This window comes from Pseudomonas sp. FEN (genome assembly GCF_904067045.1).
GTDB lineage: Bacteria > Pseudomonadota > Gammaproteobacteria > Pseudomonadales > Pseudomonadaceae > Aquipseudomonas.
The window spans coordinates 442493-467333 of record NZ_CAJFDC010000001.1 but is presented as its reverse complement, the minus strand read 5'-3'; the positions used below and the strand labels follow the sequence as shown (position 1 = coordinate 467333).

The 24841-nt window shown below is 61.8% G+C and carries 20 protein-coding genes and 2 tRNA genes; 9 read left to right on the top strand and 13 right to left on the bottom strand.

Annotated elements, in window-relative coordinates; all coding sequences use genetic code 11:
* Positions 1-203 precede the first annotated feature (203 nt).
* Positions 204-1301, top strand: coding sequence for a PLP-dependent cysteine synthase family protein (locus PFEN_RS02260; RefSeq protein WP_191485908.1), 1098 nt, complete (start codon positions 204-206; stop codon positions 1299-1301).
* A 248-nt stretch (positions 1302-1549) separates the two neighbouring features.
* Here the strand turns inward: PFEN_RS02260 and PFEN_RS02255 are convergent, their stop codons facing one another.
* The 5 genes from PFEN_RS02255 to rimO all read right to left on the bottom strand — a co-directional run bounded on the left by PFEN_RS02255 (position 1550) and on the right by rimO (position 5732).
* The gene (locus PFEN_RS02255; protein WP_191485409.1) at positions 1550-2320 is read right to left on the bottom strand and encodes an SDR family oxidoreductase; all 771 of its coding nucleotides are present in this window, start codon (positions 2318-2320) and stop codon (positions 1550-1552) included.
* A gap of 104 nt (positions 2321-2424) precedes the next feature.
* Positions 2425-2886 carry a DUF1456 family protein gene (locus PFEN_RS02250; protein WP_191485408.1) on the bottom strand — a complete coding sequence of 154 codons (462 nt, stop codon included), beginning with the start codon at positions 2884-2886 and terminating at the stop codon, positions 2425-2427.
* 54 nt (positions 2887-2940) lie between these two features.
* Positions 2941-3651: an rRNA pseudouridine synthase gene (locus tag PFEN_RS02245; RefSeq protein WP_191485407.1), complete on the bottom strand. Its 711-nt coding sequence runs from the start codon at positions 3649-3651 to the stop codon at positions 2941-2943.
* A 186-nt stretch (positions 3652-3837) separates the two neighbouring features.
* Positions 3838-4293, bottom strand: a complete 456-nt coding sequence (locus PFEN_RS02240) for a GNAT family N-acetyltransferase (RefSeq protein ID WP_191485406.1) — start codon at positions 4291-4293, stop codon at positions 3838-3840.
* 101 nt (positions 4294-4394) lie between these two features.
* On the bottom strand, positions 4395-5732 hold the full coding sequence (rimO, locus tag PFEN_RS02235; protein WP_191485405.1) for a 30S ribosomal protein S12 methylthiotransferase RimO: 1338 nt from the start codon (positions 5730-5732) through the stop codon (positions 4395-4397).
* Between the two features lie 300 nt (positions 5733-6032).
* On the opposite strand from rimO, the gene PFEN_RS02230 reads away from it, so the two are divergent.
* Complete coding sequence (locus PFEN_RS02230; protein ID WP_191485404.1) at positions 6033-7934, top strand: potassium transporter Kup; 1902 nt, start codon at positions 6033-6035, stop codon at positions 7932-7934.
* A gap of 154 nt (positions 7935-8088) precedes the next feature.
* Here PFEN_RS02230 and PFEN_RS02225 read toward each other — a convergent pair whose 3' ends face one another.
* The 4 genes from PFEN_RS02225 to PFEN_RS02210 form a co-directional block, all read right to left on the bottom strand.
* Positions 8089-9369 carry a virulence factor family protein gene (locus tag PFEN_RS02225; RefSeq protein WP_191485403.1) on the bottom strand — a complete coding sequence of 427 codons (1281 nt, stop codon included), beginning with the start codon at positions 9367-9369 and terminating at the stop codon, positions 8089-8091.
* Entirely contained in the window at positions 9369-12011 is a 2643-nt protein-coding gene (gene mprF / locus PFEN_RS02220) for a bifunctional lysylphosphatidylglycerol flippase/synthetase MprF (protein ID WP_191485402.1), read from the bottom strand. Before mprF ends, PFEN_RS02225 begins: the two co-directional genes overlap by 1 nt.
* A gap of 278 nt (positions 12012-12289) precedes the next feature.
* Positions 12290-12366: transfer RNA gene (locus PFEN_RS02215), tRNA-Met, on the bottom strand.
* Between the two features lie 301 nt (positions 12367-12667).
* A tRNA-Met gene (locus PFEN_RS02210) sits at positions 12668-12744 on the bottom strand.
* Between the two features lie 293 nt (positions 12745-13037).
* Between PFEN_RS02210 and dinB the strand changes: the two genes are divergently transcribed.
* On the top strand, positions 13038-14099 hold the full coding sequence (dinB, locus tag PFEN_RS02205; RefSeq protein WP_191485401.1) for a DNA polymerase IV: 1062 nt from the start codon (positions 13038-13040) through the stop codon (positions 14097-14099).
* 151 nt (positions 14100-14250) lie between these two features.
* On the opposite strand, the gene PFEN_RS02200 is transcribed toward dinB, so the two are convergent.
* The 4 genes from PFEN_RS02200 to PFEN_RS02185 all read right to left on the bottom strand — a co-directional run bounded on the left by PFEN_RS02200 (position 14251) and on the right by PFEN_RS02185 (position 18996).
* Positions 14251-15204 (bottom strand): hypothetical protein, encoded by a 954-nt coding sequence (locus PFEN_RS02200; protein ID WP_191485400.1) that lies wholly within the window; start codon positions 15202-15204, stop codon positions 14251-14253.
* Positions 15205-15221: 17 nt separating this feature from the next.
* Positions 15222-16937 carry a proline--tRNA ligase gene (locus tag PFEN_RS02195; protein ID WP_191485399.1) on the bottom strand — a complete coding sequence of 572 codons (1716 nt, stop codon included), beginning with the start codon at positions 16935-16937 and terminating at the stop codon, positions 15222-15224.
* Between the two features lie 117 nt (positions 16938-17054).
* Complete coding sequence (locus PFEN_RS02190) at positions 17055-18599, bottom strand: AmpG family muropeptide MFS transporter (protein ID WP_191485398.1); 1545 nt, start codon at positions 18597-18599, stop codon at positions 17055-17057.
* Positions 18600-18642: 43 nt separating this feature from the next.
* A complete protein-coding gene (locus PFEN_RS02185; protein WP_191485397.1) occupies positions 18643-18996 on the bottom strand; it encodes an MGMT family protein in 354 nt (117 codons plus the stop codon).
* Between the two features lie 185 nt (positions 18997-19181).
* Between PFEN_RS02185 and PFEN_RS02180 the strand changes: the two genes are divergently transcribed.
* From PFEN_RS02180 to PFEN_RS02155, 6 genes are all read left to right on the top strand, one after another.
* Complete coding sequence (locus PFEN_RS02180; protein ID WP_191485396.1) at positions 19182-19913, top strand: HugZ family protein; 732 nt, start codon at positions 19182-19184, stop codon at positions 19911-19913.
* A gap of 65 nt (positions 19914-19978) precedes the next feature.
* Positions 19979-20452 (top strand): FxsA family protein, encoded by a 474-nt coding sequence (locus PFEN_RS02175; protein WP_191485395.1) that lies wholly within the window; start codon positions 19979-19981, stop codon positions 20450-20452.
* A gap of 250 nt (positions 20453-20702) precedes the next feature.
* The gene (locus PFEN_RS02170; RefSeq protein WP_191485394.1) at positions 20703-20996 is read left to right on the top strand and encodes a co-chaperone GroES; all 294 of its coding nucleotides are present in this window, start codon (positions 20703-20705) and stop codon (positions 20994-20996) included.
* A 49-nt stretch (positions 20997-21045) separates the two neighbouring features.
* Positions 21046-22692, top strand: a complete 1647-nt coding sequence (groL, locus tag PFEN_RS02165; protein WP_191485393.1) for a chaperonin GroEL — start codon at positions 21046-21048, stop codon at positions 22690-22692.
* Between the two features lie 167 nt (positions 22693-22859).
* Complete coding sequence (colR, locus tag PFEN_RS02160) at positions 22860-23543, top strand: two-component system response regulator ColR (RefSeq protein ID WP_191485392.1); 684 nt, start codon at positions 22860-22862, stop codon at positions 23541-23543.
* Positions 23533-24813, top strand: a complete 1281-nt coding sequence (locus PFEN_RS02155; protein ID WP_191485391.1) for a sensor histidine kinase — start codon at positions 23533-23535, stop codon at positions 24811-24813. The genes colR and PFEN_RS02155 overlap by 11 nt, the downstream gene beginning before the upstream one ends.
* Positions 24814-24841: the final 28 nt, after the last annotated feature.

Genomic DNA, 24841 nt, shown 5'->3' with positions numbered 1-24841 from the left:
CCAAGAGCCTAGCAGTTGTGTGTCGAAATGCGTCTTCACTGTATCTGTGCGTCGCGTAGGAAACTTCCTATAGTTAACCCTTTATTGCGCTAAGGCCTGTCAGGGCCCCGATCTCTCTTTATCCTTCAGCGGTTTGGCCATGGGCCAGTGGCGCAGCCATCCGTCAGTGCTTTCGAGCGCATCCGTTCCAAGACGAGTAACCCATCATGAGCGACAACCGACAGTGGGCCCGGGAAGCTATCCGGATCATTGAAGCCGACTTCCAGCGCAGTGCCGATACTCACTTGATCCCTTTGCCGTTGCCGGGCTTGCCGGGCATCGAGTTGTACTTCAAGGATGAGTCCAGTCATCCGACCGGCAGCCTGAAGCACCGCCTGGCGCGTTCGCTGTTCCTCTATGCGCTGTGTAATGGCTGGCTGCGTCCGGGGGCGCCGGTGATCGAGGCGTCCAGCGGTTCAACGGCGGTTTCCGAAGCCTACTTCGCGCGCCTGCTGGGACTGCCGTTTATTGCCGTGATGCCGGCCAGTACCTCTCAGGAAAAGATCAAGCAGATCGCTTTCTATGGCGGCCAGAGTCACCTGGTGCAGGATCCGACACAGATCTATGCCGAGTCCGAGCGCCTGGCCCGGGAGAGCGGCGGTCATTTCATGGACCAGTTCACCTATGCCGAGCGGGCTACCGACTGGCGAGCGAACAACAACATCGCCGAGTCGATTTTCCAGCAGTTGCGTTTCGAGCGTCACCCGGAACCGAGCTGGTTGATTTCCAGCCCTGGTACCGGCGGTACCACGGCGACCCTTGGCCGTTATGTGCGTTATCGCCAGCACTGCACCCGGGTGTTGTGCGCCGATGCCGAGCGATCGGTGTTCTTCGATTTCTACCAGACCGGCGATGCCAGCCTGCGCCTGGACTGCGGGTCGCGTATCGAAGGGATCGGGCGTCCGCGGGTCGAAGCGTCGTTCCTGCCCAAGGTGATCGATGCCATGGTCAAGGTGCCTGACGCCTTGTCCCTGGCGGCCATGCACTACCTGGCGCAACGCTTGGGGCGGCGGGTCGGTGGCTCCAGCGGGACCAATCTGATCGGTGCGCTGATGGCGGCGCGGCAGATGGTCCAGGCCGGGGAGAGCGGTTCGATCGTGGCGATCCTGTGCGACGGCGGCGAGCGTTACGCCGCCACCTACTACGATGCGCAATGGCTGAAGGCCCAGGGCTATGAACTGGACGGCCTGGTCGCGACCGTGGCAGCCAGCGTCGAACGCGGCGAGGCGTTGCCCGAGAGCGTGTTGCGGGCCGGGATCTGATTCGCTCAGGGTTTCCGGATCGATGAGATTTGTGGCGAGCGGGCTTGTCCCGGCAGTATCCAGTTAAGGACTTTTGAAGCCGGGCCCGGTCTTGTGGCGAGCGGGCTTGCCCGCGCTGGGGGCGAAGCCCCCTGAAACCGGAGAGCCAGGTGTGTCAGGTAGACCGCGATAGCTGGTTTTGGGGCCGCTCCGCGACCCAGCGTGGGCAAGCCCACTCACCACAAATCAGCGTCCGACCGTTCCTGGCGTTACAGGCTGAAGCCGCCATCCAGCGGGATGATATTGCCCGTCATATAAGCCCCGGCGGTGCTCGCCAGACTGATCGCCAGTGCCGCCATCTCTTCCTCGCGGCCCCAGCGTTTCATCGGAATCAACGCCGTGTCTTCGGCCAATGCCTGCTCATCGTTGCCTATATGTTGGGTCATCTTGCTCGGGAAACGCCCCGGCGCGATCACATTGACATTGATGTGCTGGCTGACCAGTTCCCGCGCCAGGATCCGTGACAACTGATGCAAGGCGGCCTTGCTCGGACCGTAGGCATAGGCCTGTTCGCCGAACGAGGAAATCCCCGCGACCGAACCGATATTGATGATTCGCGCCGGGCTCTCCACCGAACCGGCCTTGCGCAACAACGGCAGGAATTGCTGGATGCAGTTGAAGACCGAGGTCACGTTCAGTTGCATGACCTTTTCCCAGCCCTTGATCGGGTAGCTTTCCAGCGGCGCACCCCAGGTGGTGCCGGCGTTGTTGACGAGGATATCCAGCCGGTCGATCCGCTCGCCCAGGTGTGTCGCCAGCGCGGCCACGCCTTCCTCGGTCGCGAGATTCGCGGCCAGGGCCTGGCAGTGGCCCAGGGCGCCGAGCTCGACAGCGGTCTGCTGGCAGGCTTCGGCGTCCCGGGCACAGACGTAGACGTGGGCACCGGCCTCGACAAAGGCCTTGGCGATCATCTTGCCGATGCCGCGGGTTCCGCCGGTGACCAGCGCGGTGCGGCCTTGCAGGGAGAAATAAGGGTGCATGACGAATCCTGAGCGCGAAAAGGTGTTGATACCCTAGCCGTCAGGTGCCAAAAGCGGAGCCACTATTGGGCGGCGCAATGATGCGTCATGCACGTTGCCGCGGATCAGCCGCGAACGCGCAACGTCAGGCCCTTGAGGAAGTTGCGCAGCAACTGGTCGCCGCAGGGACGGTAGTTGGTGTGGCCGAACTTGCGGAACAGCGCGCTCAGTTCAGGCTTGGACACGGGAAACTCGGCGGCTTTGAGAATGGCGTGCATGTCGTCTTCCTTCAGCTCGAAGGCGACCCGCAGTTTCTTCAGGATGATGTTGTTGGTCACCGGCAGTTCGACTGGCAGCGGTGGACGGCTTTCGTCCTTGCCGCGCTTGAAGATCACCAGGCCATCGAGAAAATGCGCCATGACCTCGTCCGGGCAATGCACGAAGCCCTCTTCCTCGTCCTTTTTCAGATAGCTGACGACATCGGCCTTGGCCACGTCGAAGCCGGTCAGCTTGATGATCTCGACGACCTTGTTGTCGCTGATGTCGAGCATGTAGCGCACGCTACGCAGTACGTCGTTGTGAATCATGTGAGCCATCCTGAGAGGTAGACGCCACGCATCTGCGCGACGTTGAAAAGGGGGTTAGAATTTTTCTTTGGTCGACAGATAGCGCCACTGGCCCACGGGCACCTTGCCGATGGACACGCCGCCGATACGGATTCGCCGGATGGCCACGACCTTGAGCCCGACAGCCTGGCAAAACAGCGCAATCACCCCGGGTTGCGGATTTTTCATCGCGAAACGCAGGCGGTTCTCGTTCTGCCAGCTGGCCTTTACCGCAGGCAGCTCGCGACCCTTGTAGGTCAGGCCGTGGCTCAGTCGGTTGAGGCCGTGCTCGACGATATCGCCGCTGACTTCCACCACATATTCCTGTTCGATCTTGGCGCTGTCGGCGGTGAGTTTGCGCAGGATTTTCCAGTCCTGGGTGAACACCACCAAGCCGCTGGCGCCGGCTTGCAGGTCGGCACCGGCGGTCAGGCGCAGGAAATGCCCTTTGAGCGGGCGCTTGCCATAGCGGTGCTCCTCGGAGAGCGTCTCGGCGCGCAGCAGTTGCAGGGCGCCGTCGGGGTCCAGGCCGGCGGGTTGGTGCAGCAGCAGGGTCACCGGTTCCGGCGCGGTGGCCTTGGCTTCGGGGTCGAGTTCGACTTTCTGCGCCTCGACCTTGAACTGCGGTTCGTCGATGACTTCGCCATCGACCGTGACCCAGCCGCCTTCGATGAACAGTTCGGCCTCCCGACGGGAGCAGCCGACCAGCTCGATCAGGCGTTTGGAAAGGCGAATGGGTTCAGACATGACGGCGGCCGTAAAAAAGGGGGGCGGGTATTGTACCTGCCTGGCGCCGGTTAAGCCCGGCAACATTTGTCGCATGGCCCGGGCAAGGCGCGGCCTCTGTACGCCGCTCGACACTCGATTGCCGGCGATGAGGCCGGTGACTGTGCCGGCGCCATCGTCGGAGCGCCGACCGCGGCAAGTCGGTCCCTACGGCTGGCGTTTCAGGCGCAGATGCAGCAACGGGTAGGGTTGGCCCATGCCATCTTTCTCCGAGCGACCGATCACCTCGAATCCCTGCTTGAAGTAGAAACCGATGGCCTGGGGATTCTGTTCGTTGACGTCCAGTTCCTCGGCATTCAACTGCTCGATGGCGTAGCGGAGCAATTGTTTGCCCAGGCCTTTGCCGCGTTCCTGTGGCGCGATGAACAACATTTCGACCTTGCCCGCCGCGACCCCGGCAAACCCGGTGATGCGCTGGCGCGAATCGCGGGTACAGATCAGCATGACCGCATCCAGGTAATGGGTCAGCAGCATGTTTTTCAATAGTTGGATGTAGCTGTCCGGAAGGAACTCATGGGTGGCGCGCACCGAGGCCTCCCAGAGGCGGGCCAGCTCGGGGTAGTCGCCGGGTTTGGGCGTATGGATGACCGAATGCTGGCGCATGCAGCAGATTCCTTCCGTCGCGGTTGTTCATGAGCCAGACTATAGACGTAAAAAAGCCCCGCATCTTGTTGAAAGAGCGGGGCTTTTCAAATTTTTGCAGCTTAGATGGTTTCAGCCCACAGGTCGTATTCGTCGGCATCGGTGACGCGGCACCAGACCTTGTCGCCGGGCTTGAGATCGCCGGCACCGTCAATGAACACGTTGCCGTCGATTTCCGGGGCATCGAAGAAGCAACGGCCGACCGCGCCTTGTTCGTCGACTTCGTCGATCAGTACTTCGATGTCGCGACCGATGCGCAGTTGCAGGCGGGCGCTGCTGATGGCCTGCTGATGGGCCATGAAGCGATCCCAACGCTCCTGCTTGACCTCATCCGGGACCACGTCCAGGCCCAGGTCGTTGGCCGGCGCACCTTCCACCGGTGAGTACTGGAAGCAGCCGACGCGGTCGAGCTGGGCTTCGGTCAGCCAGTCGAGCAGGTACTGGAAGTCTTCCTCGGTTTCGCCGGGGAAGCCAACGATGAAGGTCGAACGGATGATCAGGTCTGGACAGGTTTCCCGCCAGTTCTTGATCCGAGCAAGGGTCTTGTCTTCGAACGCCGGGCGCTTCATCGACTTGAGCACTTTCGGGCTGGCGTGCTGGAACGGGATGTCCAGGTACGGCAGGATCTTGCCGGCGGCCATCAACGGGATCAACTCGTCGACATGCGGGTACGGGTAGACATAGTGCAGACGCACCCACACACCCAAGGTGCCGAGGGCTTCGCACAGTTCGGTCATGCGGGTTTTCACCGGCGCGCCGTTCCAGAAACCGGTGCGGTACTTCACGTCGACACCGTAGGCGCTGGTGTCCTGGGAGATCACCAGCAGTTCCTTGACCCCGGACTTGACCAGACGCTGGGCCTCGTCGAGCACGTCACCCACCGGACGGCTGACCAGCTTGCCACGCATCGACGGGATGATGCAGAAGCTGCAGCTGTGGTTGCAGCCTTCGGAAATCTTCAGGTACGCGTAGTGGCGCGGGGTCAGCTTGATGCCCTGTGGCGGCACCAGGTCGATCAGCGGGTTGTGGTCCTGGCGCGGCGGTACGACGTCGTGCACGGCGTTGACCACCTGCTCGTACTGCTGCGGGCCGGTGACGGCCAGCACGCTGGGGTGCACATTGCGGATGTTGCCTTCTTCGACACCCATGCAGCCGGTGACGATGACCTTGCCGTTTTCCTTGATGGCTTCGCCGATCACTTCCAGGGACTCGGCCTTGGCGCTGTCGATAAAGCCGCAGGTGTTGACCACCACGACATCGGCGTCCTGGTAGGTGGACACCACGTCATAGCCTTCCATGCGCAGTTGCGTCAGGATGCGCTCGGAGTCGACCAGTGCTTTCGGGCAACCCAGGGATACGAAGCCGACCTTGGGGTTGGCTGGCGCGGTAGGGGTGGACATGTCTAACCTCGGTATAGGGTGTCGAGCCGCTTGGGGCAGGGGCATCGCTTGGGCGCTGACGCGCCTCTGATCAAAAAGTGCGCAATTCTAGCGATGGCCGAGGCACTTGACCAGCTTTATACAGGGAAATGCGACGAGTGCTGCGCTATGCTTCGCGGCAATGCGCGACGCTGTCATTTTTTGTTTCAAATAACCGATGACTTATAAATCGTCGGCAACTGTAAGAAAAACAGCGCATGCTGCGTGAAAAAGCATAGTGCTTCTTGAAAGAAGCCTTCGTCTGGGGTGTAGGAGTAGTAGATGGGTGGTCAGGCAGTGAGTGAGGGGCAGGTCGGACACTCGACGGCAAAGCCGTTGGGGATGCTGGTAGCGGCGGTAGGGGTGGTGTACGGCGACATCGGCACCAGCCCGTTATACACCCTCAAGGAGGTGTTCACTGGCGGTTACGGGGTGCAGGTCAACCATGACGGTGTCTTCGGGATCCTGGCGCTGATTTTCTGGTCGCTGATCTGGGTGGTTTCGATCAAGTACGTGTTGTTTATCCTGCGTGCCGACAACCAGGGCGAGGGCGGGATCATGGCCCTGACCGCGTTGGCGCGGCGAGCATCGGCGTCCTATCCGAAATTGCAGTCGACGCTGGTGGTGCTCGGGTTGATCGGCGCGGCACTGTTCTATGGCGACAGCATGATCACCCCGGCCATTTCGGTGCTGTCGGCGGTCGAGGGCCTGGAGATCGCCTTTGACGGTCTGGAACACTGGGTGGTGCCGCTGTCGCTGGTGGTGCTGGTGGCGTTGTTCCTGATCCAGAAACACGGTACCGCGAGTATCGGCAAGCTGTTCGGGCCGGTGATGGTGGCGTGGTTCGTGGTGCTGGGGATCATGGGCGGCTACGGTATTTCCCTGCACCCGGAAGTGCTGAACGCGTTGAACCCGGTCTGGGGCGTGCGCTTCTTTACCAATCACCCGGGCATGGGCGTGGCGATTCTCGGCGCCGTGGTGCTGGCGCTGACCGGTGCCGAAGCCTTGTACGCCGATATGGGCCATTTCGGTCGCAAGCCGATTGCCCGCGCCTGGTTCGCCCTGGTGCTGCCGGCGCTGGTCCTGAACTACTTCGGTCAGGGTGCCTTGCTGCTGGAAACGCCGGATGCGGCGCGTAACCCGTTCTATCTGCTGGCGCCGGGCTGGGCCTTGATTCCGCTGGTGGTGCTGTCGACCCTGGCGACGGTGATCGCGTCCCAGGCGGTCATCTCCGGGGCGTTCTCCCTGACCCGCCAGGCGATCCAGTTGGGCTACATCCCGCGCATGTATATCCAGCACACGTCGAGTGCCGAGCAAGGGCAGATCTATATCGGTGCGGTGAACTGGACCCTGATGATCGGCGTGATCCTGCTGGTGCTCGGTTTCGGCTCGTCCAATGCCCTGGCCTCGGCCTATGGCGTGGCGGTGACCGGGACCATGCTGATCACCAGTATCCTGGTGGCGGCGGTGATGCTGCTGCTGTGGAAATGGTCGCCGATCCTGACCGTACCGATCCTGGTGGGTTTCTTGCTGGTGGACGGGCTGTTCTTCGCCGCCAACGTGCCGAAGATCGTCCAGGGCGGTGCCTTTCCGGTGTTGGCGGGGATTGTGCTGTTTATCCTCATGACCACCTGGAAACGCGGCAAGGAGCTGCTGATGGATCGCCTCGACGAAGGAGGCCTGCCATTGCCGATCTTTATTGGCAGTATCCGCGTGCAGCCGCCGCACCGGGTGCAGGGTACGGCGGTATTCCTTACCGCGCGGCCGGACGCGGTGCCCCATGCGTTGTTGCACAACTTGCTGCATAACCAGGTGCTGCACGAGCAGGTGGTGTTGCTGACGGTGGTCTATGAAGATATTCCACGGGTACCGGCGCAGCGACGGTTCGAGGTCGATTCTTATGGCGAGGGGTTCTTCCGGGTCATCCTGCACTTTGGTTTTATCGATGAGCCGGATGTGCCTCAGGCGCTGAAGCTGTGCCATCTGGATGATCTGGATTTCAGTCCGATGCGCACCACCTATTTCCTCAGCCGCGAGACGGTGATCGCCTCGAAGATCGTCGGCATGGCGCGTTGGCGCGAGAGCCTGTTCGCCTTCATGTTGAAGAATGCCAACGGTAACCTGCGCTTCTTCAAGCTGCCGGTGAACCGGGTGATCGAGCTGGGGACGCAGGTCGAGATCTGATTCTCCGGGCATGAAAAAGCCCCCGTTGCCTTGCGGCAGCGGGGGCTTTTTCTTGGGCGGCTTACGCTACCCTTGTAGGAACCGGCTTGCCGGCGATGGGGCCTTGAGATCGCCAAGAGCTTCGCGGGCAAGCACCGCTCCTACAGGGCTTGCATCATTCGCTTTTGACCTGACGCTTCTGTATCGCATCCACCAAGCGCTTGGCCAGCGCCGGGTAGTTCTCGTCGAAGTGATGGCCTCCCGGCAATTTGACCGCTTCCCCTACCGCGGTCGTGGTGGTGCAGCCGCTGTCCTTCACTTCGTCCTGGCCGTAAATGCACAGCACTTTGGCCGCCGGCAACTTGGCCATGTCCGGACCGGTATCGAGCTCTATGCCGGCCTTGCCCAGCCAGCCGTCAACGTGAATCTCGAAACTGCCGCTACGGGCGAAAGCCAGCAGAATGATCGCATCGACCCGTTGCTGCTCGGCTTCCGGCAGGCGGTTGTAGATCGCCGGCAGTACGTCGGCGCCGAAGGAGTAGCCGGTCAGGACGAAACGCTTGGTGCCCCATTTCTGCCGGTAGTGCTGCATCAGTTCGGTCAGGTCGGCGGCACTCTGTTCCGGGCTCTTGTGCTGCCAGTAGTAACGCAGGGTGTCGATGCCCACCACCGGGTAGCCGATCTTCGCCATCTCGCCGGCCACGTCGCGGTCGAGGTCGCGCCAGCCACCGTCGCCGGAGAGGAACAGGGTCACGGTATCGGTAGTCTGGCCCGCCGGGACTTCCACCACGGGAATGGCCAGGCCGCCGTTGTCCGAACCCACCAGCATCTTGCGCAGCTCGTTGTTCAGCACTTGAGGCAGATGCACGTCATAGTCGCTGATGCTGGTTTCGGCATTCGGCTGGTCGCGCACGAACGCCGCGCTCGGATCATCCGGGCCGTCGTTCCACGCGACCAGCCAGTGGCCATGGGCGGCGCTCTTCGGTACCGCGGTGGTGCAACCCGGTTGCTCGAGTGCGAACCCCACCGAGATGGCCTGGGCCTTGTCGTCGCTCTGGGTCGCCAGCCAATTCCAGGCCAGGGAGGCGCCCGGGCCGATGCCGCTGACCAGGGTCGCCGGCCCCTTCAGTTGTTGCAGGGCGCTGTCCAGGGCCTTCTGCTGCAGCTTGCAGTCATCCTTGGGCAGGATCACCTGGACGATCTGCGCGGCGCCGCCACGGCTCAGGGCGGACAATTGCTTGTCGCTCAGGGCCTCTTCGGCGAGAGTCGCGACGACCACCTGGGCCTTGGGCGTGGTGCCGGGGACCAGGCGGGTCAGGGTGGAACCGTCGGGCTGGCTCAGGTGTTCAAGGGTGGGTTCCGGCGCGGGGCGGTTCCAGACCCAGTAGCCGCCTCCCGCGAGCGCAACCAGGAGTAGCACGATTATCAATACAAACCGCCAGGAGCGTTGAATCATCAGCGTTTCACCAATCCAGTCAGGCCGCCCGCGATCAGGGCGGCGGTATCGGCCAATGCGACCAGCGGATCGAGTCCTGCCGGCACGGCCATGTAACGGGGTTCCCAGTCAGGCTGGAACTTGTCCTTGAAGCGCCGCAGGCCCTGGAAGTTGTAGAGTTGCTCGCCACGCTGGAACACCATCGAGCCCAGGCGCTGGGTCAAGGGGGCGCCACGGCGTGGCTGCAAGCCCGACAGCGGCACCATGCCCAGGCTGAAGCGGGCGTAACCGTGAGCCTTATAGTGCTGAATCAGGCCAACCATCAAGAACTCCATGGTCAACTTGGGCGCTTCGGGGTGCGAACGCATCAGGTCGAGACTGGCCAATTCATGGCTGTGGGTCTCGAGCAGGTTGGCGAAGGCCACCGGACGCCCCTCGAAGTGGACGATCGCGACGCGGAAGTGATTGATGTACTCGGGGCTGAAACGGCCCAGCGAGAAACCTTTCTCGCGCACGTTCTTGCCGGTGAGCCAGGCGTCGGAGATGACCTTGAGTTCATCCAGTGGGGCCTGTCCCGGTTCGTAGATCTCCAGCGACAGACCGTCACGGCTGCCACGGTTCCAGGTGTAGCGCAGGTCTTTCATCTCCTTGCCCTTGGACTCGAGGTCAAAGCGATGCAGGTCGACCCGGGCTTCTTCGCCGAGCTTGATGGCGGTCAGGCCGATGTCCATGTAGTACGGCAGGTTCTCGGCGCGCACCTGATAGAACACCGGGCGGGCATGATGGGTGTCGCACAGGTCGCGGAACTGCCAGATCAGCTCGGCGCGCTGGCGGGTCGGCCCGATCGGGTCGTAGAGCGCCACCAGGCTGCGGCCGCGACGGGCGTACATCAGGAAGGCGGTATCGCTGGGGTGGAACAGGAACGCCTTGTCACCGGTCAGGGCCAGGCCGCCGTCAGGTTGGTCCGAGGCCATCAGGATCTTGACCGCACGCTCCATCTCTTCGGCGGTGGGTTGGTGAATCACCGGACGCGCGGTACGCAGCAACCAGGTCAGCGAAACGGCGACCAGCACCACGGCGGCCCCCAGCAGTGAACGCAGGCCGCGGGGGGCATCGCCATCCAGTGCAAACTGCCACCAGAGTTCGTGGCTATAGGGCACGTCCTGGTAGGCGAACAGCAGCAGCCAGACCGAGGCGCCGAGCACGCAAAGGCTGGCCACCAGATAGAGCGGCGAGAAGGGCAGTTCGGTGAGGCGGCTGGGTCTATAGAAGGAGCGTCGGAAAATCCCCAGCAGACAGGCGGTGGCCGTGAGCATGCTGGCTTCTTCCCAGTCGAAGCCCTTGAGCAGCGAGAGCAGGGCGCCCACCAGCAGCAAGGTCATGGTCAGCATCCAGGCGGCGGACAGGCGGCGCCGCAGGCCCTGGGCCAGCAGCAGGCACAATACGCCCACCAGGCTGGCACCGAAGTGCGAGGCGTCGATCAGGCGGTCCGGGACTAGGAAGTCGATACCTTCCAGGCGGGTGTCGATTTCCGGGGTCGCACCGGAGAACAGCAGGACCACGCCGGAAAGGAATACCAGTACGGCCAGGATCGGCGCGGCGAAACCGGAGGCGACCCGCATGCTTTGCCGGGTGGTCATCAGGCGCTGGGCTTCGGTACTCAACAGCGCCAGGCAGGCCAGTAGCAACGGCAACAGCACATAGATCAGGCGATAGAGCAGCAGCGCGGCGGCCAACGGCGCGGCGCCCAGTTCATTGGCGAAGGCCGCCAGCAGGATGGCTTCGAACACGCCCACGCCGCCCGGCACGTGGCTGAGAACGCCGGCGGCCAGGGCCAGCAGGTACACCAGCAGGAACGGACCGAACGCTGGAGCCTCGGGCAGCAGCAGATAGAGCACGGTCGCGGCGGCGGCCACATCCAGGGCGGTAATCACCAGTTGCAGCAGGGTCAGGCGGGCACTGGGCAGGCGCAGGGTGCGGCGTCCGACCTTGACCAGCAGGTTGTCCTTGATCGGCTGTTCCGGCAGGCGCCGACGGTAGATGCCGAGCGCCAGCAGGGCCGTCAGGGCCAGTACGGCCACGGCGATGCCACCGAGGAGGGTAGCCGGCAGGTGCAGGGCTTCGGATGCCGCGGGCAGGTTGCTCAGGGTCGCCAGGGCCGCCAGCGGTGGCAGGGCGCAACCGAGCGAGAGGCTGGCGAACAGGGTCATCCGCGCGACTTCGGCGGCTCCCAGGCCGTGACGGGCATACAGTCGATAACGCACCGAGCCGCCGGACAGCAGCGACAGGCCGATAGCGTTGCCGATGGCGAAGGCGGTGAAGCCGCCGAGCACCAAAGTCCGCCCCGGCAGTTTCACATCGGCGTAGCGACTGGCGGACCATTCATAGCCCAGCAAGATAATGAAGCCGATGGCTGTCGCCGCCAACGCGCCGCCCAAGGCAGGCTTCGGCACGCTGAGAATCGAACTGTGCAGGGCGTCCAGGTCGAGTTCGATCAGCAGGTGGTGACAAGCGATCAGCGCGATAGCGAACAGAAACAGAGTGACGGCGAGACCGACGGATTGTCGGTACTTGCTCAACAGATCCAGCCAGCGCAGGCGGGTGGCGATGATCGGGTGTGTCGCTGTAACAGTATCGTGTGGTTCGGACGAGTTGGCGCGCATCAATCACCTCTAGGATTGTGCGCGACAGGATGGGGGTATCCGGCCAAGTTACCAATCCCTATGAACAAAATAAGTACAAATATTAACGTGTCTGGCCGTTATACGGCGACCCACGCCCCGGGCTGTTGTAGAGGAAGTTTGTTGCGGATTCAGCTTAGCCTGTGCAGCCATTGACTCCGGTATCCGTCGAGGGTTCGATCAATCCAGTCGTGATTGGATGAAAGTTTTTTCGGCGGATACAAAAAAGGCCACTCTTTCGAGCAGCCTTTTCTGATGTTTGGTTGCGGGAGCCGGATTTGAACCGACGACCTTCGGGTTATGAGCCCGACGAGCTACCAGACTGCTCCATCCCGCGTCTGTGTGGCGGCATTCTACAGCCGAACGCCGGGGTGTCAACCATTAATGGTCCGCTTGGTCAAAATAATGCGCAAAGTCTCGATTTGACCGAGCCGTTTCGATAAGTGTCCGACAATCAAGGTTTTTTGTCGGCTTCTCAGTGCCCGATAAGCGGCGCGATGCGCCAGGCTTGTCAGCGGCAGCACCCTCATCGGTTGTACAAGGCTCAGCTCCCACGGATGTCCGTGAGTGTTGTGTCTTGGGCAAGAAACGAGCGCGCACAAAAAAGGCCACCCTTTCGGGTAGCCTTTTTTGATGTTTGGTTGCGGGAGCCGGATTTGAACCGACGACCTTCGGGTTATGAGCCCGACGAGCTACCAGACTGCTCCATCCCGCGTCTGTGTGTCGGCATTCTACAGAGAATCGCTCTGCTGTCAAACCTTAATTGAGAAAAACCCCTTTATTGTTCAAATGCTTAGCGCTTTCAGCGGGGCCTGCGGCAAGCCTCGAAGCCATGCCGGGCAAGGCCTCCAGCTCTATCGTTGAATGCTTTTCGATTGAGAAACTAAATTTAACCGAGCTGTTTCCTACAGATGAAGAGGAAGAATCAAACTACTGGTGCTATATACAGGTGTCAGTGAGATACTGCTGGTCTGTATCGTCTCCGCTCCCTGAATGAACACTGTTTTCATGACGCAACGCAAAATCATCCACGTCGACTGTGATTGCTTCTACGCCGCCATCGAGATGCGTGATAACCCGAGCCTGGCTGGCAAGCCCATGGCGGTAGGGGGCTCAGCGGATCGGCGCGGAGTGATTGCCACCTGTAATTACGAGGCGCGGGCTTTTGGCGTGCGTTCGGCGATGTCGTCACGGCATGCCTTGAGCCTGTGTCCGGACCTGCTGATCGTCAAGCCACGCATGGATGCCTATAAGGAAGCATCGAAGGACATTCAGGCGATCTTTCGCGACTACACCGACCTGATCGAGCCCTTGTCGCTGGACGAGGCTTACCTGGATGTGTCCGATAGCCCGCACTTTGCCGGCAGCGCGACACGCATCGCTCAGGACATCCGCCGTCGGGTCTCGAAACAACTGCATATCACTGTCTCTGCCGGGGTGGCGCCGAACAAGTTCCTGGCCAAGATTGCCAGTGACTGGAAAAAGCCCAATGGGTTGTTTGTGATCACCCCGGACCAGGTGGAGGATTTCGTTGCCGGCTTGCCGGTCAACAAGCTGCATGGGGTCGGCAAGGTCACGGCGGACAAGCTCGGGCGGCTGGGGATCGTCGATTGCCGGCAGCTACGCGAGTGGGACAAGTTGGCCCTGGTTCGTGAGTTCGGCAGTTTTGGCGAGCGCCTGTGGGGGCTGGCCCGGGGGATCGATGAGCGGTTGGTGCAGAACGATAACCGGCGGCAATCGGTCAGCGTCGAAAATACTTACGATGCCGACCTGCCGGATCTTGCCAGTTGCCTGGAAAAACTCCCTGAGCTGATGGAAACCCTCGCCGGACGCATTGCCCGGCTCGACAGCAGCTATCGACCGGGCAAGCCGTTCGTCAAGGTGAAGTTCCACGACTTCACCCAGACGACCCTGGAGCAGGCCGGGGCTGGGCGCGATCTGGAGAGTTATCGGCAGTTGTTGAGCCAGGCTTTTGCCCGTGGAGAGCGGCCGGTGCGGTTGCTGGGGATCGGGGTGCGCTTGCGGGACCTGCGCGGTGGGCATGAGCAACTGGAGTTGTTCGATAGCTGAGGTGTTGTCTGGGGCGTGTACATTGAGGGCAACGCTAACCTGCAGGAGCAGAGCTTGCTCGCGAAGCTTTTAGCGTCCTCAAGGACGCCTTCGCGAGCAAGCTCTGCTCCTGCAGGTTTTGCGTCTCGTCAGAAAAGTGGGGGTCGGGATCTCAGTTGGCCCCTGGGTCCGCTACCAGTCGTCCGGCCTTCCTGGTCAGGGTCTTGAGAAACTCACGCTGCAACTCGGGATCGTTGCGAGTCAGTTCGATCAGGCTCTGTTCCAGTTCACTGGCTTCGTCCTCCAGTCCCAGTTGTGACAAGCGCTTGACCCGATGTACCCATTGGTTGACGTCGTCACCCTCCAGGTCGTTGTAGATCAGGTCATGGGCCTCCAGCAGCTTGCCGCGCAGCGCACTACTGATGGACAGGCTGGAATCGGAGTGGATTTCCCCCCGGGCATCCTCCACGCGGATCTGCAGGTTGCCGATGCGATACAGGTCCTGCTCGGCGAAGGGGCTGTCCAGCAGGTTGAGGTGCAGCACACCATGGCGGTCGGTGGTCAATTCAGCGCTCTGTTTGCCGGCGAGCACTTGCACCGGTCGTTCAGACCACGGCAGGCTTGAGTATTCCATGCGCTTGTCGCGCTGGACTTCCTCGACCCCGGTCAGGTTCTGCTGGGCACGACCACCGGACTCGACGTTCATGAACGGGTTGACGCCGTCGAGCCCGTCCTTGAGCCAGCCATGGGTCATGCTGTCCGGCAGGTGGCCGAGGGCAAAGACATTCGCCACGTTGGCGCCGACACCGGCAATCAGTGCCACGGCGCCCAGGGGGATTTCATAGACCTTGCGCCAGCCTTGATAAGGCGTGTAGCGGTCATAGCGTCGGGTGACTTCGAACTCGGTGACTTCGAAGGTTTTCTGCTCGTGGATCCGCACGCGACGTTGCGGCAGCTCAAGGACCTTGGGCTCGCCGACATCAATCTGCAGGCTGTGCTCGAGCAGTTTGCGCTCCACGCGCTCTTCATGCTCGCTGCGTTGTGCCATCTGATTGGCGCAGCCGCTGACCAGCAGGGCGCCGCACAAGGCGGCGCCCCCAAGGGCTAAGGTGCTTCGATTGAACATGGGTTCTCTATCTGGACTCAGCGACGAATACGGGCCTGAAGGAACGACAGCACGTCGGCGACGGGCAGGGCTTGCGCCTCGGCCTCGGTGCGGCTCTTGTATTCCAGGTTGCCTTCAGCCAGGCCGCGGTCGCTGACCACGATCCGATGGGGAATACCAATCAGTTCCATGTCCGCGAACTTGATGCCCGGGCTGATTTTCTTGTCGCGGTCGTCCAGCAGCACTTCGAAGCCGGCCGCCGTCAGTTCGGCGTAGAGCTTGTCGGTGGCTTCGCGAACCTGTTCGGTTTCGTAGCGCAGCGGTACCAGGGCGATCTGGAACGGCGCCAGGGAGTCGCTCCAGATGATCCCGTTGTCGTCATAGTTCTGTTCGATGGCGGCGGCGACCACGCGGGACACGCCGATACCGTAGCAGCCCATGGTCAGGGTGACCGGCTTGCCGTTTTCGCCCAGTACCTGGCACTTCATCGCTTCGCTGTACTTGGTGCCCAGCTGGAAGATATGCCCGACTTCGATGCCGCGCTTGATCTCCAGGGTGCCCTTGCCGTCCGGGCTCGGATCGCCGGCCACGACGTTGCGCAGGTCGGCCACGGTCGGTACCGGCAGGTCACGTTCCCAGTTGACGCCGAAGTAGTGCTTGTCGTCGATGTTGGCGCCGATACCGAAGTCGCTCATCAACTCGACCGAACGGTCGATGATGATCGGCAGCGGCAGGTTCAGTGGGCCGAGGGAGCCGGCGCCGGCGCCGATGGCGTCACGCAGTTCGGCGTCGGAAGCCATCACCAGCGGGCTGGCAACGCCAGGCTGGTTGGCGGCCTTGATTTCGTTCAGTTCGTGATCGCCACGGATGATCAGGGCAATCAGCTTGCCGGCTTCCTCGGCATGGACGATCAGGGTCTTGACAGTCTTTTCGATCGGCAGGTTGTAGCCTTCGACCAACTGCGCGATGGTTTTCGCATCCGGGGTATCGACCAGGCGCAGCGCTTGGCTCGGCGCGGGGCGCGAGGTTTCGCGAGGCACGGCTTCGGCCTTCTCGATGTTCGCGGCGTAGTCGGAGCCGTTGCTGAAGACGATATCGTCTTCACCGGACTCGGCCAGCACGTGGAACTCGTGGGAGCCGGCGCCACCGATGGAGCCGTTGTCCGCTTCCACCGGGCGGAACTTCAGGCCCAGGCGGGTAAAGATATTGCAGTACGCCTGGTGCATGCGCTCGTAGGTGATCTGCAGCGAGGCCTGGTCGACGTGGAAGGAGTAGGCGTCCTTCATGATGAACTCGCGACCGCGCATCAGGCCGAAGCGTGGACGGATTTCGTCACGGAACTTGGTCTGGATCTGGTACAGGTTGATGGGCAACTGCTTGTAGCTGCTCAGCTCGTTGCGGCACAGATCGGTGATCACTTCTTCGTGGGTGGGGCCGGCACAGAACTCGCGATCGTGGCGATCCTTCAGGCGCAGCAACTCGGGGCCGTACTCTTCCCAGCGACCGGATTCCTGCCACAGTTCTGCCGGCTGGATACCGGGCATCAGCACTTCCAGGGCGCCGGCCGCGTTCATTTCCTCGCGCACGATGGCTTCGACCTTGCGCATCACGCGCAGGCCCATGGGCAGCCAGGTGTACAGGCCGGAAGCGAGTTTACGGATCATCCCGGCGCGCAGCATCAGCTGATGGCTGATCACGACCGCATCGGAAGGCGTTTCTTTCTGTGTGGCGAGCAAATATTGACTGGTGCGCATGGTTGGCCGTTGTCGCTTGCTGATGACTGAAAATGACTGGGCATTGTACGGGTGTGATTCGGCGACGTACAGGCGTGTCGCCGCGCCGCCCGGGGGAGCGGCGGCGACGTCCAGTGTTTACGGGGTTTCTTCGCCGACGGCGGCGGACTCCGCGCCTTCGCCACGACTGGATTGATACCAGTGCAGGGCAATCAGGATCAGGGTCGGTATGCCCATTACTGCGGTTATGATGAAGAACTTGTGGTAGCCGAATTTTTCCACCATCACCCCGGAATAACCACCGGTCAAGCGCGGTAGCAGGAGCATGATCGAGCTGAGCAGGGCGTACTGGGTGGCGGAGAATTTCAGGTTGGTCAGGCTCGACAGATAGGCCACGAACGCCGAGGTCGCCAGGCCCGAGCTGAAGTTGTCCAGGGAGATGGTGACGATCAGCATCTTCAGGTTCGGGCCCATGTCGGCCAGCAACATGAACAGCAGGTTGGTGGCCGCCGAGGCCGCGCCGCCGATGAACAGGATCGGCAGGATGCCGAAGCGCACGATCAACAGGCCGCCCATGCCGGCCCCGAGCAAGGTCATGATCAGGCCGAAGATCTTGCTGACCCCGGCGATCTGGTCTTTGGTAAAGCCCTGGTCGATATAGAAGACATTGGCCATTACCCCCATGACCGTGTCCGACATCCGGTAGGTGGCGATCAGCCCCAGCAGCAGCAGGGCCTGCCAGCGGTAGCGGAGGATGAAGTCGTTGACCGGCGTCAGCACCGGTGCCAGGCCACGGCGGCCCATGCTCGACAGGCACAGGGTGGTGAGCAGGGTGTAGAGGATGGCACGCAGGAAGGCGCGATCTTCCAGCAGCAGGTCGAGCATGCTCCGGCCCTGGAACAGCACGCTGGCGAAATCGGTGTTGTAGAGCTGGGTGAACATCGCCGGTACCGAGACCAGCAGCACGATCAGCACGAAGACCGAGGACAACTGGTGCACGAAGCTGTAGCGTCCGGCGGAGAGCTGGGTGCGCAGCGGCACTGGCGGTTCGCGCATGAAGAAGGTGGTGAGCAGTGCTGGCACCATCAGCAGGCCGAACAGCACGTAGGTGCCGGTCCAGGCTGAATGCTTGTAGCTGAAACCGGTGGAGCCGAAGCCTTCGGCGATAAACAGCGCCCCGGCGGTAGCCAGCAGCGCGGCAACCCGATAGCCCGACATATAGCTGGCGGCCAGGGCGGCCTGCTGGCTGTCGTTGGCGATCTCCAGGCGATAGGCATCCACCGCGATGTCCTGGGTCGCGGAGGCGAAGGCCACGATGACGGCGATGGCGATCAACCAGGACAGGTGTTTCTGTGGATCGCAGAAACCCATGCCGATCAATCCGAGGACGATCAGGATCTGCGCCAGTACCAGCCAGGAACGGCGCCGTCCGAGCTTGCCGAGCAGCGGCAGGCGCCATTGGTCGAGCAGGGGCGACCAGACCCACTTGAAGGCGTAGGCCAGCCCGATCAGGCTCGCATAACCGATGGTTTCACGGGCCACGCCGGCTTCACGCAGCCAGACGGAAAGCGTGGAAAACACCAACATATAAGGCAGACCGGCGGCGAAACCGAGCAGCAAGAGCACGAGTGTCGAAGGGCTGGCATAAGCAGCGAGCGCGGCGCGCCAGGTTTTACGGGGCATGGGCTGGAATCTGCCTCAGGTTGACGGAAACAAAGCGCGCACTCTAACCGCTGTGCTCCATCGGGCGCCAGCCATGGCGCGTCATATCGACGCGATTGTTAAGGATGCTCAGGCCTTCAGTCCGCAGCCGGGCGCGTTGTTCGTCGCCGGACGGGCTGCCCGCCGGCAGGCTGATCCGACCACCGGCAGCCAGTACCCGGTGCCAGGGCAGGCTCGTGTCGGCGGGTAATTGGCTCAGGGTTCGTCCGACCCAGCGCGCCGCGCGTCCCAGGCCGGCCAGTTCGGCGAGCTGACCGTAGGTCACGACCCGGCCCTCGGGAACTTGCGCCAGGGTCAGGTAGAGGGCCGTGCGGCGCATCTGCGCGGGGCTTTCGGTGGCGGCGCGGTGTTCAGTCATCGGGGGACCATCCTGTCATCCAGAACCTCTATGTGCCTGGCTGCGGGGCGAGCTTCGGCGTGGCCTGGTCATCATGAAGCGTCCCTGACCCTGGCATCCACCGCGGATAAGGTTTATTTTTTTTCATCGATTTTCATTCGCAAGCCTCATGGCTTGCCGACGGTTTCTGCATGAGGAGTCAACAGGTGAGCGCTGAAGTTGCCAAGAATGCCCGCGAGCTGCTGCTCAAGGAGTACCGTGGGGTGCTCTCCACACACTCCAGGGCCATGCCCGGTTTTCCGTTTGGCTCGGTGGTGCCTTATTGCCTTGACGAGCGGGGGCGGGCGCTGATCCTGATCAGCCGGATCGCCCAGCACACCCATAATTTGCAAAAGGATCCCAAGTGTTCCTTGCTGGTGGGTGAGCGCGAAGCCGATGACGTGCAGGCCGTCGGTCGGCTGACCTACCTGGCCGAAGCCGAAAAACTCGGCGACCCCGAGGCGATCGACGCCGCTGCCGAGCGCTACTATCGCTACTTCCCCGACTCGCGGAACTACCATCAGGTCCACGATTTCGATTTCTGGGTGCTCAACCCGGTGCGCCACCGCTACATTGGCGGTTTCGGCGCAATCCACTGGCTGGATCAGATCACCCTGGCCAATCCCTTCGCCGGCAAGGCCGAGACCGGCATGGTCGAACACATGAACAGCGACCACGCCAAGGCCATCGCCCATTATGTCGCACTGACCGGGTTGCCGGATTCGGTACCGGCGCAAATGGCGGGCCTCGACAGCGAAGGCATGCACTTGCGCATCGGCCAGGCGCTGTACTGGTTGCCCTTCGAAGGTCCTTGTAATACGCCGACACAAGTTCGCGAGGCCTTGGTTTACCTGGCCCACGCGCAGGAATGGCCAAAAAAGCACGCCTCCCCAGCTTGAATTCACGAACTGTCGACGTCATTTAAGGTGAAGTGGAAGGCATTCTTCCGTAGAGGAACCATTTGATGCGCGCTTTTCTATTGCTCTTTCTGCTGTTTCCAGTGCTAGAGCTGTATGTGTTTTTCCAGGTCAGTACCGCGATCGGGTTTTTCCCGGCCCTGGCGCTGATCATTCTCGGTTCGATGCTGGGTGTGCTGGTCCTGCGGGTCGCGGGGATCGCCACGGCGTTGCGGGCGCGGGAAAGCCTGAATCGCGGCGAACTGCCGGCCCAGACCATGCTCGAGGGCCTGATGCTGGCCCTGGGCGGTGGCCTGCTGCTGCTGCCGGGGTTTATCAGCGACGTTGTCGGCCTGGTCCTGTTGTTGCCGATCACCCGTCGCCTGCTGGCCGACCGGATGCGTCGGCGGGCCGAAGAGCAGGCGCTGCGCCAACGCGCCTTTGCCGATGACCCGCTGGCTCGTGGTCCAGTGGGATCGCCACCGGCCAATAGTCGGCAACCCCAGGTGATCGAAGGCGAGTTCGAACATCGCGACTCCTGATCGTCACTACAGCGACACGGCACCTTCGGGTGCCGTGTTTGTTTTCGGCTCGTCCAGGTAAAAAAAACGTCACTGCGCCCTTGAAATCGCCTTTGGTGACCTTATGTAACGGTCACCGCAAGGTTTTGGCGAACGTCGCCAGACAGTCTTTCGCGGTTCGCTTGGCGAGCCGCAACCGGCAACGCCGGATTTGCTAAACCGGTCGGTATCGATATCGACCCTTGAAAACCATAATTAGGAGAGATCGACAATGAAGCTTCGTCCTCTGCATGACCGCGTCGTCATCCGTCGCAGCGAAGAAGAGAAGAAAACCGCCGGCGGTATCGTGCTGCCAGGTTCGGCCGCCGAGAAAGCCAACCACGGTGTCATTCTCGCTGTGGGCACCGGCCGCGTGCTGGACAACGGTGAAGTCCGTGCGCCGGCCGTGAAAGTGGGTGACAAGGTTGTGTTCGGCCCTTACTCCGGCAGCAACACTGTGAAAGTAGACGGCGAAGACCTGCTGGTAATGGCCGAGAACGAGATTCTCGCTGTTATCGAAGGCTGATTCCCGCTCATTTTTCCCGCTACGACAAAGTATTCAAGGAATTACGATTATGGCTGCTAAAGAAGTTCTGTTTGGCGACTCCGCCCGCAAGAAGATGCTCAAAGGCGTCAACGTTCTGGCTGACGCGGTAAAAGCGACCCTGGGCCCGAAAGGCCGTAACGTGATCATCGAGAAGAGCTTCGGCGCTCCGACCATCACCAAGGACGGCGTTTCCGTTGCCAAGGAAATCGAGCTGGACGACCGTTTCGAAAACATGGGCGCGCAGCTGGTCAAGGACGTGGCTTCCCGTGCCAACGATGACGCTGGCGACGGTACCACCACCGCCACCGTGCTGGCCCAGTCGATCGTCAACGAAGGCCTGAAGGCTGTCGCTGCCGGCATGAACCCGATGGACCTCAAGCGCGGCATCGACAAGGCGACCATCGCCATTGTCAAAGAACTCAAAGCCCTGTCCAAGCCTTGCGCCGACACCAAGGCCATCGCTCAGGTCGGCACCATCTCCGCCAACTCCGACAGCTCCATCGGCGACATCATTGCCGAAGCCATGGAAAAAGTCGGTAAAGAAGGCGTGATCACCGTTGAAGAAGGCTCGGGCCTGGAAAACGAACTGTCGGTTGTAGAAGGCATGCAGTTCGACCGCGGCTACCTGTCCCCATACTTCGTCAACAAGCCGGACACCATGGTCGCCGAACTGGATGGCCCGCTGATCCTGCTGGTGGACAAGAAGATCTCCAACATCCGCGAAATGCTGCCAGTCCTGGAAGCCGTCGCCAAAGCCGGCCGTCCGCTGCTGATCGTGGCTGAAGACGTTGAAGGCGAAGCCCTGGCGACTCTGGTCGTGAACAACATGCGCGGTATCGTCAAGGTCGCTGCCGTCAAGGCACCGGGCTTCGGCGATCGTCGCAAGGCCATGCTGCAGGACATCGCTGTCCTGACCGGCGGTACCGTGATCTCCGAAGAGATCGGTCTGAGCCTGGAAAGCACCACCCTGGACCACCTGGGTAGCGCCAAGCGCGTAACCCTGTCCAAGGAAAACACCATCATCGTCGACGGTGCTGGCGTACAGGGCGATATCGAATCGCGCATCACCCAGATCCGTGCCCAGGTTGCCGAGACTTCCTCCGACTACGACCGTGAAAAACTGCAAGAGCGTCTGGCCAAGCTGTCCGGCGGCGTTGCGGTGATCAAGGTTGGCGCCGGTTCCGAAGTTGAAATGAAAGAGAAGAAAGCTCGCGTTGAAGACGCCCTGCACGCTACCCGTGCAGCCGTTGAAGAAGGCGTGGTCCCTGGCGGTGGCGTGGCACTGATTCGTGCCCTGCAAGCCATCAGCGAACTGAAAGGCGACAACGCCGATCAGGACGTCGGTATCGCTGTCCTGCGTCGCGCTGTTGAAGCGCCGCTGCGCCAGATCTCCGCCAACAGCGGTGACGAGCCAAGCGTTGTCGTCAACGAAGTCAAGAACGGCAAGGGTAACTTCGGTTACAACGCCGCGACTGGCGAGTACGGCGACATGATCGAAATGGGCATCCTGGACCCAACCAAGGTGACTCGTTCGGCACTGCAGGCAGCTTCCTCCATCGGCGGTCTGATCCTGACCACCGAAGCGGCAGTGGCCGATGCGCCGAAGAAAGACGCTGGTGCTGGCGGCGGTATGCCAGACATGGGCGGCATGGGCGGTATGGGCGGCATGATGTAAGCCTGCTCCACCTGCTACAAAGAAACCCCGCCTCGTGCGGGGTTTCTTTTTTTTGCAAGCCAACCGCGTCGCGGCGGCTTTTATCTTGCAGCTTGTAGCTGCCACGGGCTTGCCCTTAAGCTGCGCGGGCCAAGACACGGCCGTTACCGCGTTCGGAGAGAGTACCCATGCGAATTCTACTGGTTGAAGACAACCGCGATATCCTCGCCAATCTGGCCGATTACCTGGGACTTAAAGGCTATACCGTGGACTGTGCGCAGGACGGCTTGTCGGGCTTGCACCTGGCCGCCACCGAACACTACGACCTGATCGTACTGGACATCATGTTGCCCGGGATCGACGGGTTCACCCTGTGCAAACGCTTGCGCGAAGATGCCCGACGCGACACCCCGGTGATCATGCTCACCGCCCGTGACCAACTGGATGACCGTCTGCAGGGCTTCAAGTCCGGTGCCGACGACTACCTGCTCAAGCCATTCGCCCTGTCGGAGCTGGCGGCGCGGATCGAGGCGGTGCTACGTCGGGCCCAGGGCGGCGGACGGCGGGAGTTGCAGGTCGGTGACCTCTGCTACGACCTCGACACCCTGGAAGTGACTCGCGAAGGGCGCCTGCTCAAGCTCAACCCCGTAGGCCTGAAACTGCTGGCGGTGCTGATGCAGAAAAGCCCCCATGTGCTGCGCCGTGAAATCCTCGAGGAAGCCCTGTGGGGCGACGATTGCCCGGACAGCGACAGCTTGCGCAGTCATGTCCACCAATTGCGCCAGGTGATCGACAAACCTTTCGAAAAGCCTTTGCTGCACACCGTCCATGGCGTCGGCTATCGCCTGGCCGAAGGCCGCGATGGAGTTTAAACAGAGTCTCGCCCAACGGATCATCATCGCCTTCGCGCTGATGAGCGCCCTGGTGGCGGGGGCCTTTGCCATGGGGATCGTGGCGACGGTGCACCTGGTCGAGGAAAAACTGATTTCCGCGGGCCTGGGTGGCGATCTCCAGCGTCTGTTGCTGATGGACAGCGTCAGCGACTGGAGTCACCGGCCCGAGCCCGACCAACTGTTTTACTTCAGTGGCGGCAGAGGCGATTTCGCGCTGCCCAGGGATCTGCGTCACCTGGACGCCGGGTTTCATGAAGTGTTTCGCGACCAACTGTCCTACCACGCCATGGTCGAGGTGGTCGACGGTCGGCGTTATGTGCTGTTGCAGGACCAGAGTGATTTTGAAGAGCGTGAGCGGGTGCTGTTTGCCGTGGTGCTGGTGGGCTTCGTCCTGGCCCTGGCCCTGGCGGTGTTCCTCGGCTGGGTCCTGGCCCGGCGGGTGATGGCCCCGGTGGTGCGCTTGGCTCGCCAGGTACGGCATCGCGATCAACTGCTGGGGCTGGCGCCGCCCTTGGCGCCTGATTACGCCGCCGATGAAGTGGGTGAACTGGCGGTGGCGTTCGATGCCACCCTCGGTCGGTTGCGTGATGCCCTGACCCGGGAGCGACTGTTCACCAGTGATGTCAGCCACGAACTGCGCACGCCGTTGATGGTGCTGGCGACCTCCTGTGAACTGCTGCTGGAGAATCCGGCCATCGATGCGCGCGGGCGCAACCAGGTCGAACGCATTGCCCGGGCCAGCGAGGAGATGCGTGAGCTGGTGCAGACCTTCCTGATGTTGGCCCGGGCCCAGCGCGAGGACGCCAGCATGTCGCCACAGGTTTCCCTGAGCCGGGTGGCGGATGACCTGATCAACCTGTGGCGTGCGCCGATTGAAGAGAAGGGCTTGAGGCTGATCGTCGATCCTGGCAATCCCCTGGACACCGGCTACAACGCTACCTTCCTGCATGCGGTGATGGGCAACCTGCTGCGTAATGCCCTGCACTACACCGATCAGGGCTTTATCCGCCTGACTCTGGAGCCGGCCGGGTTCGTGGTGGAGGACAGTGGCGTGGGGATTCCCGAAGAAAAGCGCGAAGCCATGTTCCAGCCTTTCGTGCGGGGCAACGAAAAACGCGGTGAAGGCCTTGGGCTTGGCCTCTCGCTGGTCCAGCGCATCTGCGAAAACCAGGGTTGGCATGTCAGCCTGACCACCATGCAACCCAACGGTTGCCGCTTTCATGTCGATCTGAGCGGTGCTGGTGTCTGATCGGATATAAAGGAAACCTGGGAACCAC

Excerpts from the sequence above, each read along its gene's own strand:
- PFEN_RS02255 (WP_191485409.1), bottom strand. The coding sequence starts at position 2,320 with ATGCACCCTTATTTCTCCCTGCAAGGCCGCACCGCGCTGGTCACCGGC.
- PFEN_RS02250 (WP_191485408.1), bottom strand. The coding sequence starts at position 2,886 with ATGATTCACAACGACGTACTGCGTAGCGTGCGCTACATGCTCGACATC.
- PFEN_RS02245 (WP_191485407.1), bottom strand. The coding sequence starts at position 3,651 with ATGTCTGAACCCATTCGCCTTTCCAAACGCCTGATCGAGCTGGTCGGC.
- PFEN_RS02240 (WP_191485406.1), bottom strand. The coding sequence starts at position 4,293 with ATGCGCCAGCATTCGGTCATCCATACGCCCAAACCCGGCGACTACCCC.
- rimO (WP_191485405.1), bottom strand. The coding sequence starts at position 5,732 with ATGTCCACCCCTACCGCGCCAGCCAACCCCAAGGTCGGCTTCGTATCC.
- PFEN_RS02230 (WP_191485404.1), top strand. The coding sequence starts at position 6,033 with ATGGGTGGTCAGGCAGTGAGTGAGGGGCAGGTCGGACACTCGACGGCA.
- PFEN_RS02225 (WP_191485403.1), bottom strand. The coding sequence starts at position 9,369 with ATGATTCAACGCTCCTGGCGGTTTGTATTGATAATCGTGCTACTCCTG.
- mprF (WP_191485402.1), bottom strand. The coding sequence starts at position 12,011 with ATGCGCGCCAACTCGTCCGAACCACACGATACTGTTACAGCGACACAC.
- dinB (WP_191485401.1), top strand. The coding sequence starts at position 13,038 with ATGACGCAACGCAAAATCATCCACGTCGACTGTGATTGCTTCTACGCC.
- PFEN_RS02200 (WP_191485400.1), bottom strand. The coding sequence starts at position 15,204 with ATGTTCAATCGAAGCACCTTAGCCCTTGGGGGCGCCGCCTTGTGCGGC.
- PFEN_RS02195 (WP_191485399.1), bottom strand. The coding sequence starts at position 16,937 with ATGCGCACCAGTCAATATTTGCTCGCCACACAGAAAGAAACGCCTTCC.
- PFEN_RS02190 (WP_191485398.1), bottom strand. The coding sequence starts at position 18,599 with ATGCCCCGTAAAACCTGGCGCGCCGCGCTCGCTGCTTATGCCAGCCCT.
- PFEN_RS02185 (WP_191485397.1), bottom strand. The coding sequence starts at position 18,996 with ATGACTGAACACCGCGCCGCCACCGAAAGCCCCGCGCAGATGCGCCGC.
- PFEN_RS02175 (WP_191485395.1), top strand. The coding sequence starts at position 19,979 with ATGCGCGCTTTTCTATTGCTCTTTCTGCTGTTTCCAGTGCTAGAGCTG.
- PFEN_RS02170 (WP_191485394.1), top strand. The coding sequence starts at position 20,703 with ATGAAGCTTCGTCCTCTGCATGACCGCGTCGTCATCCGTCGCAGCGAA.
- groL (WP_191485393.1), top strand. The coding sequence starts at position 21,046 with ATGGCTGCTAAAGAAGTTCTGTTTGGCGACTCCGCCCGCAAGAAGATG.
- colR (WP_191485392.1), top strand. The coding sequence starts at position 22,860 with ATGCGAATTCTACTGGTTGAAGACAACCGCGATATCCTCGCCAATCTG.
- PFEN_RS02155 (WP_191485391.1), top strand. The coding sequence starts at position 23,533 with ATGGAGTTTAAACAGAGTCTCGCCCAACGGATCATCATCGCCTTCGCG.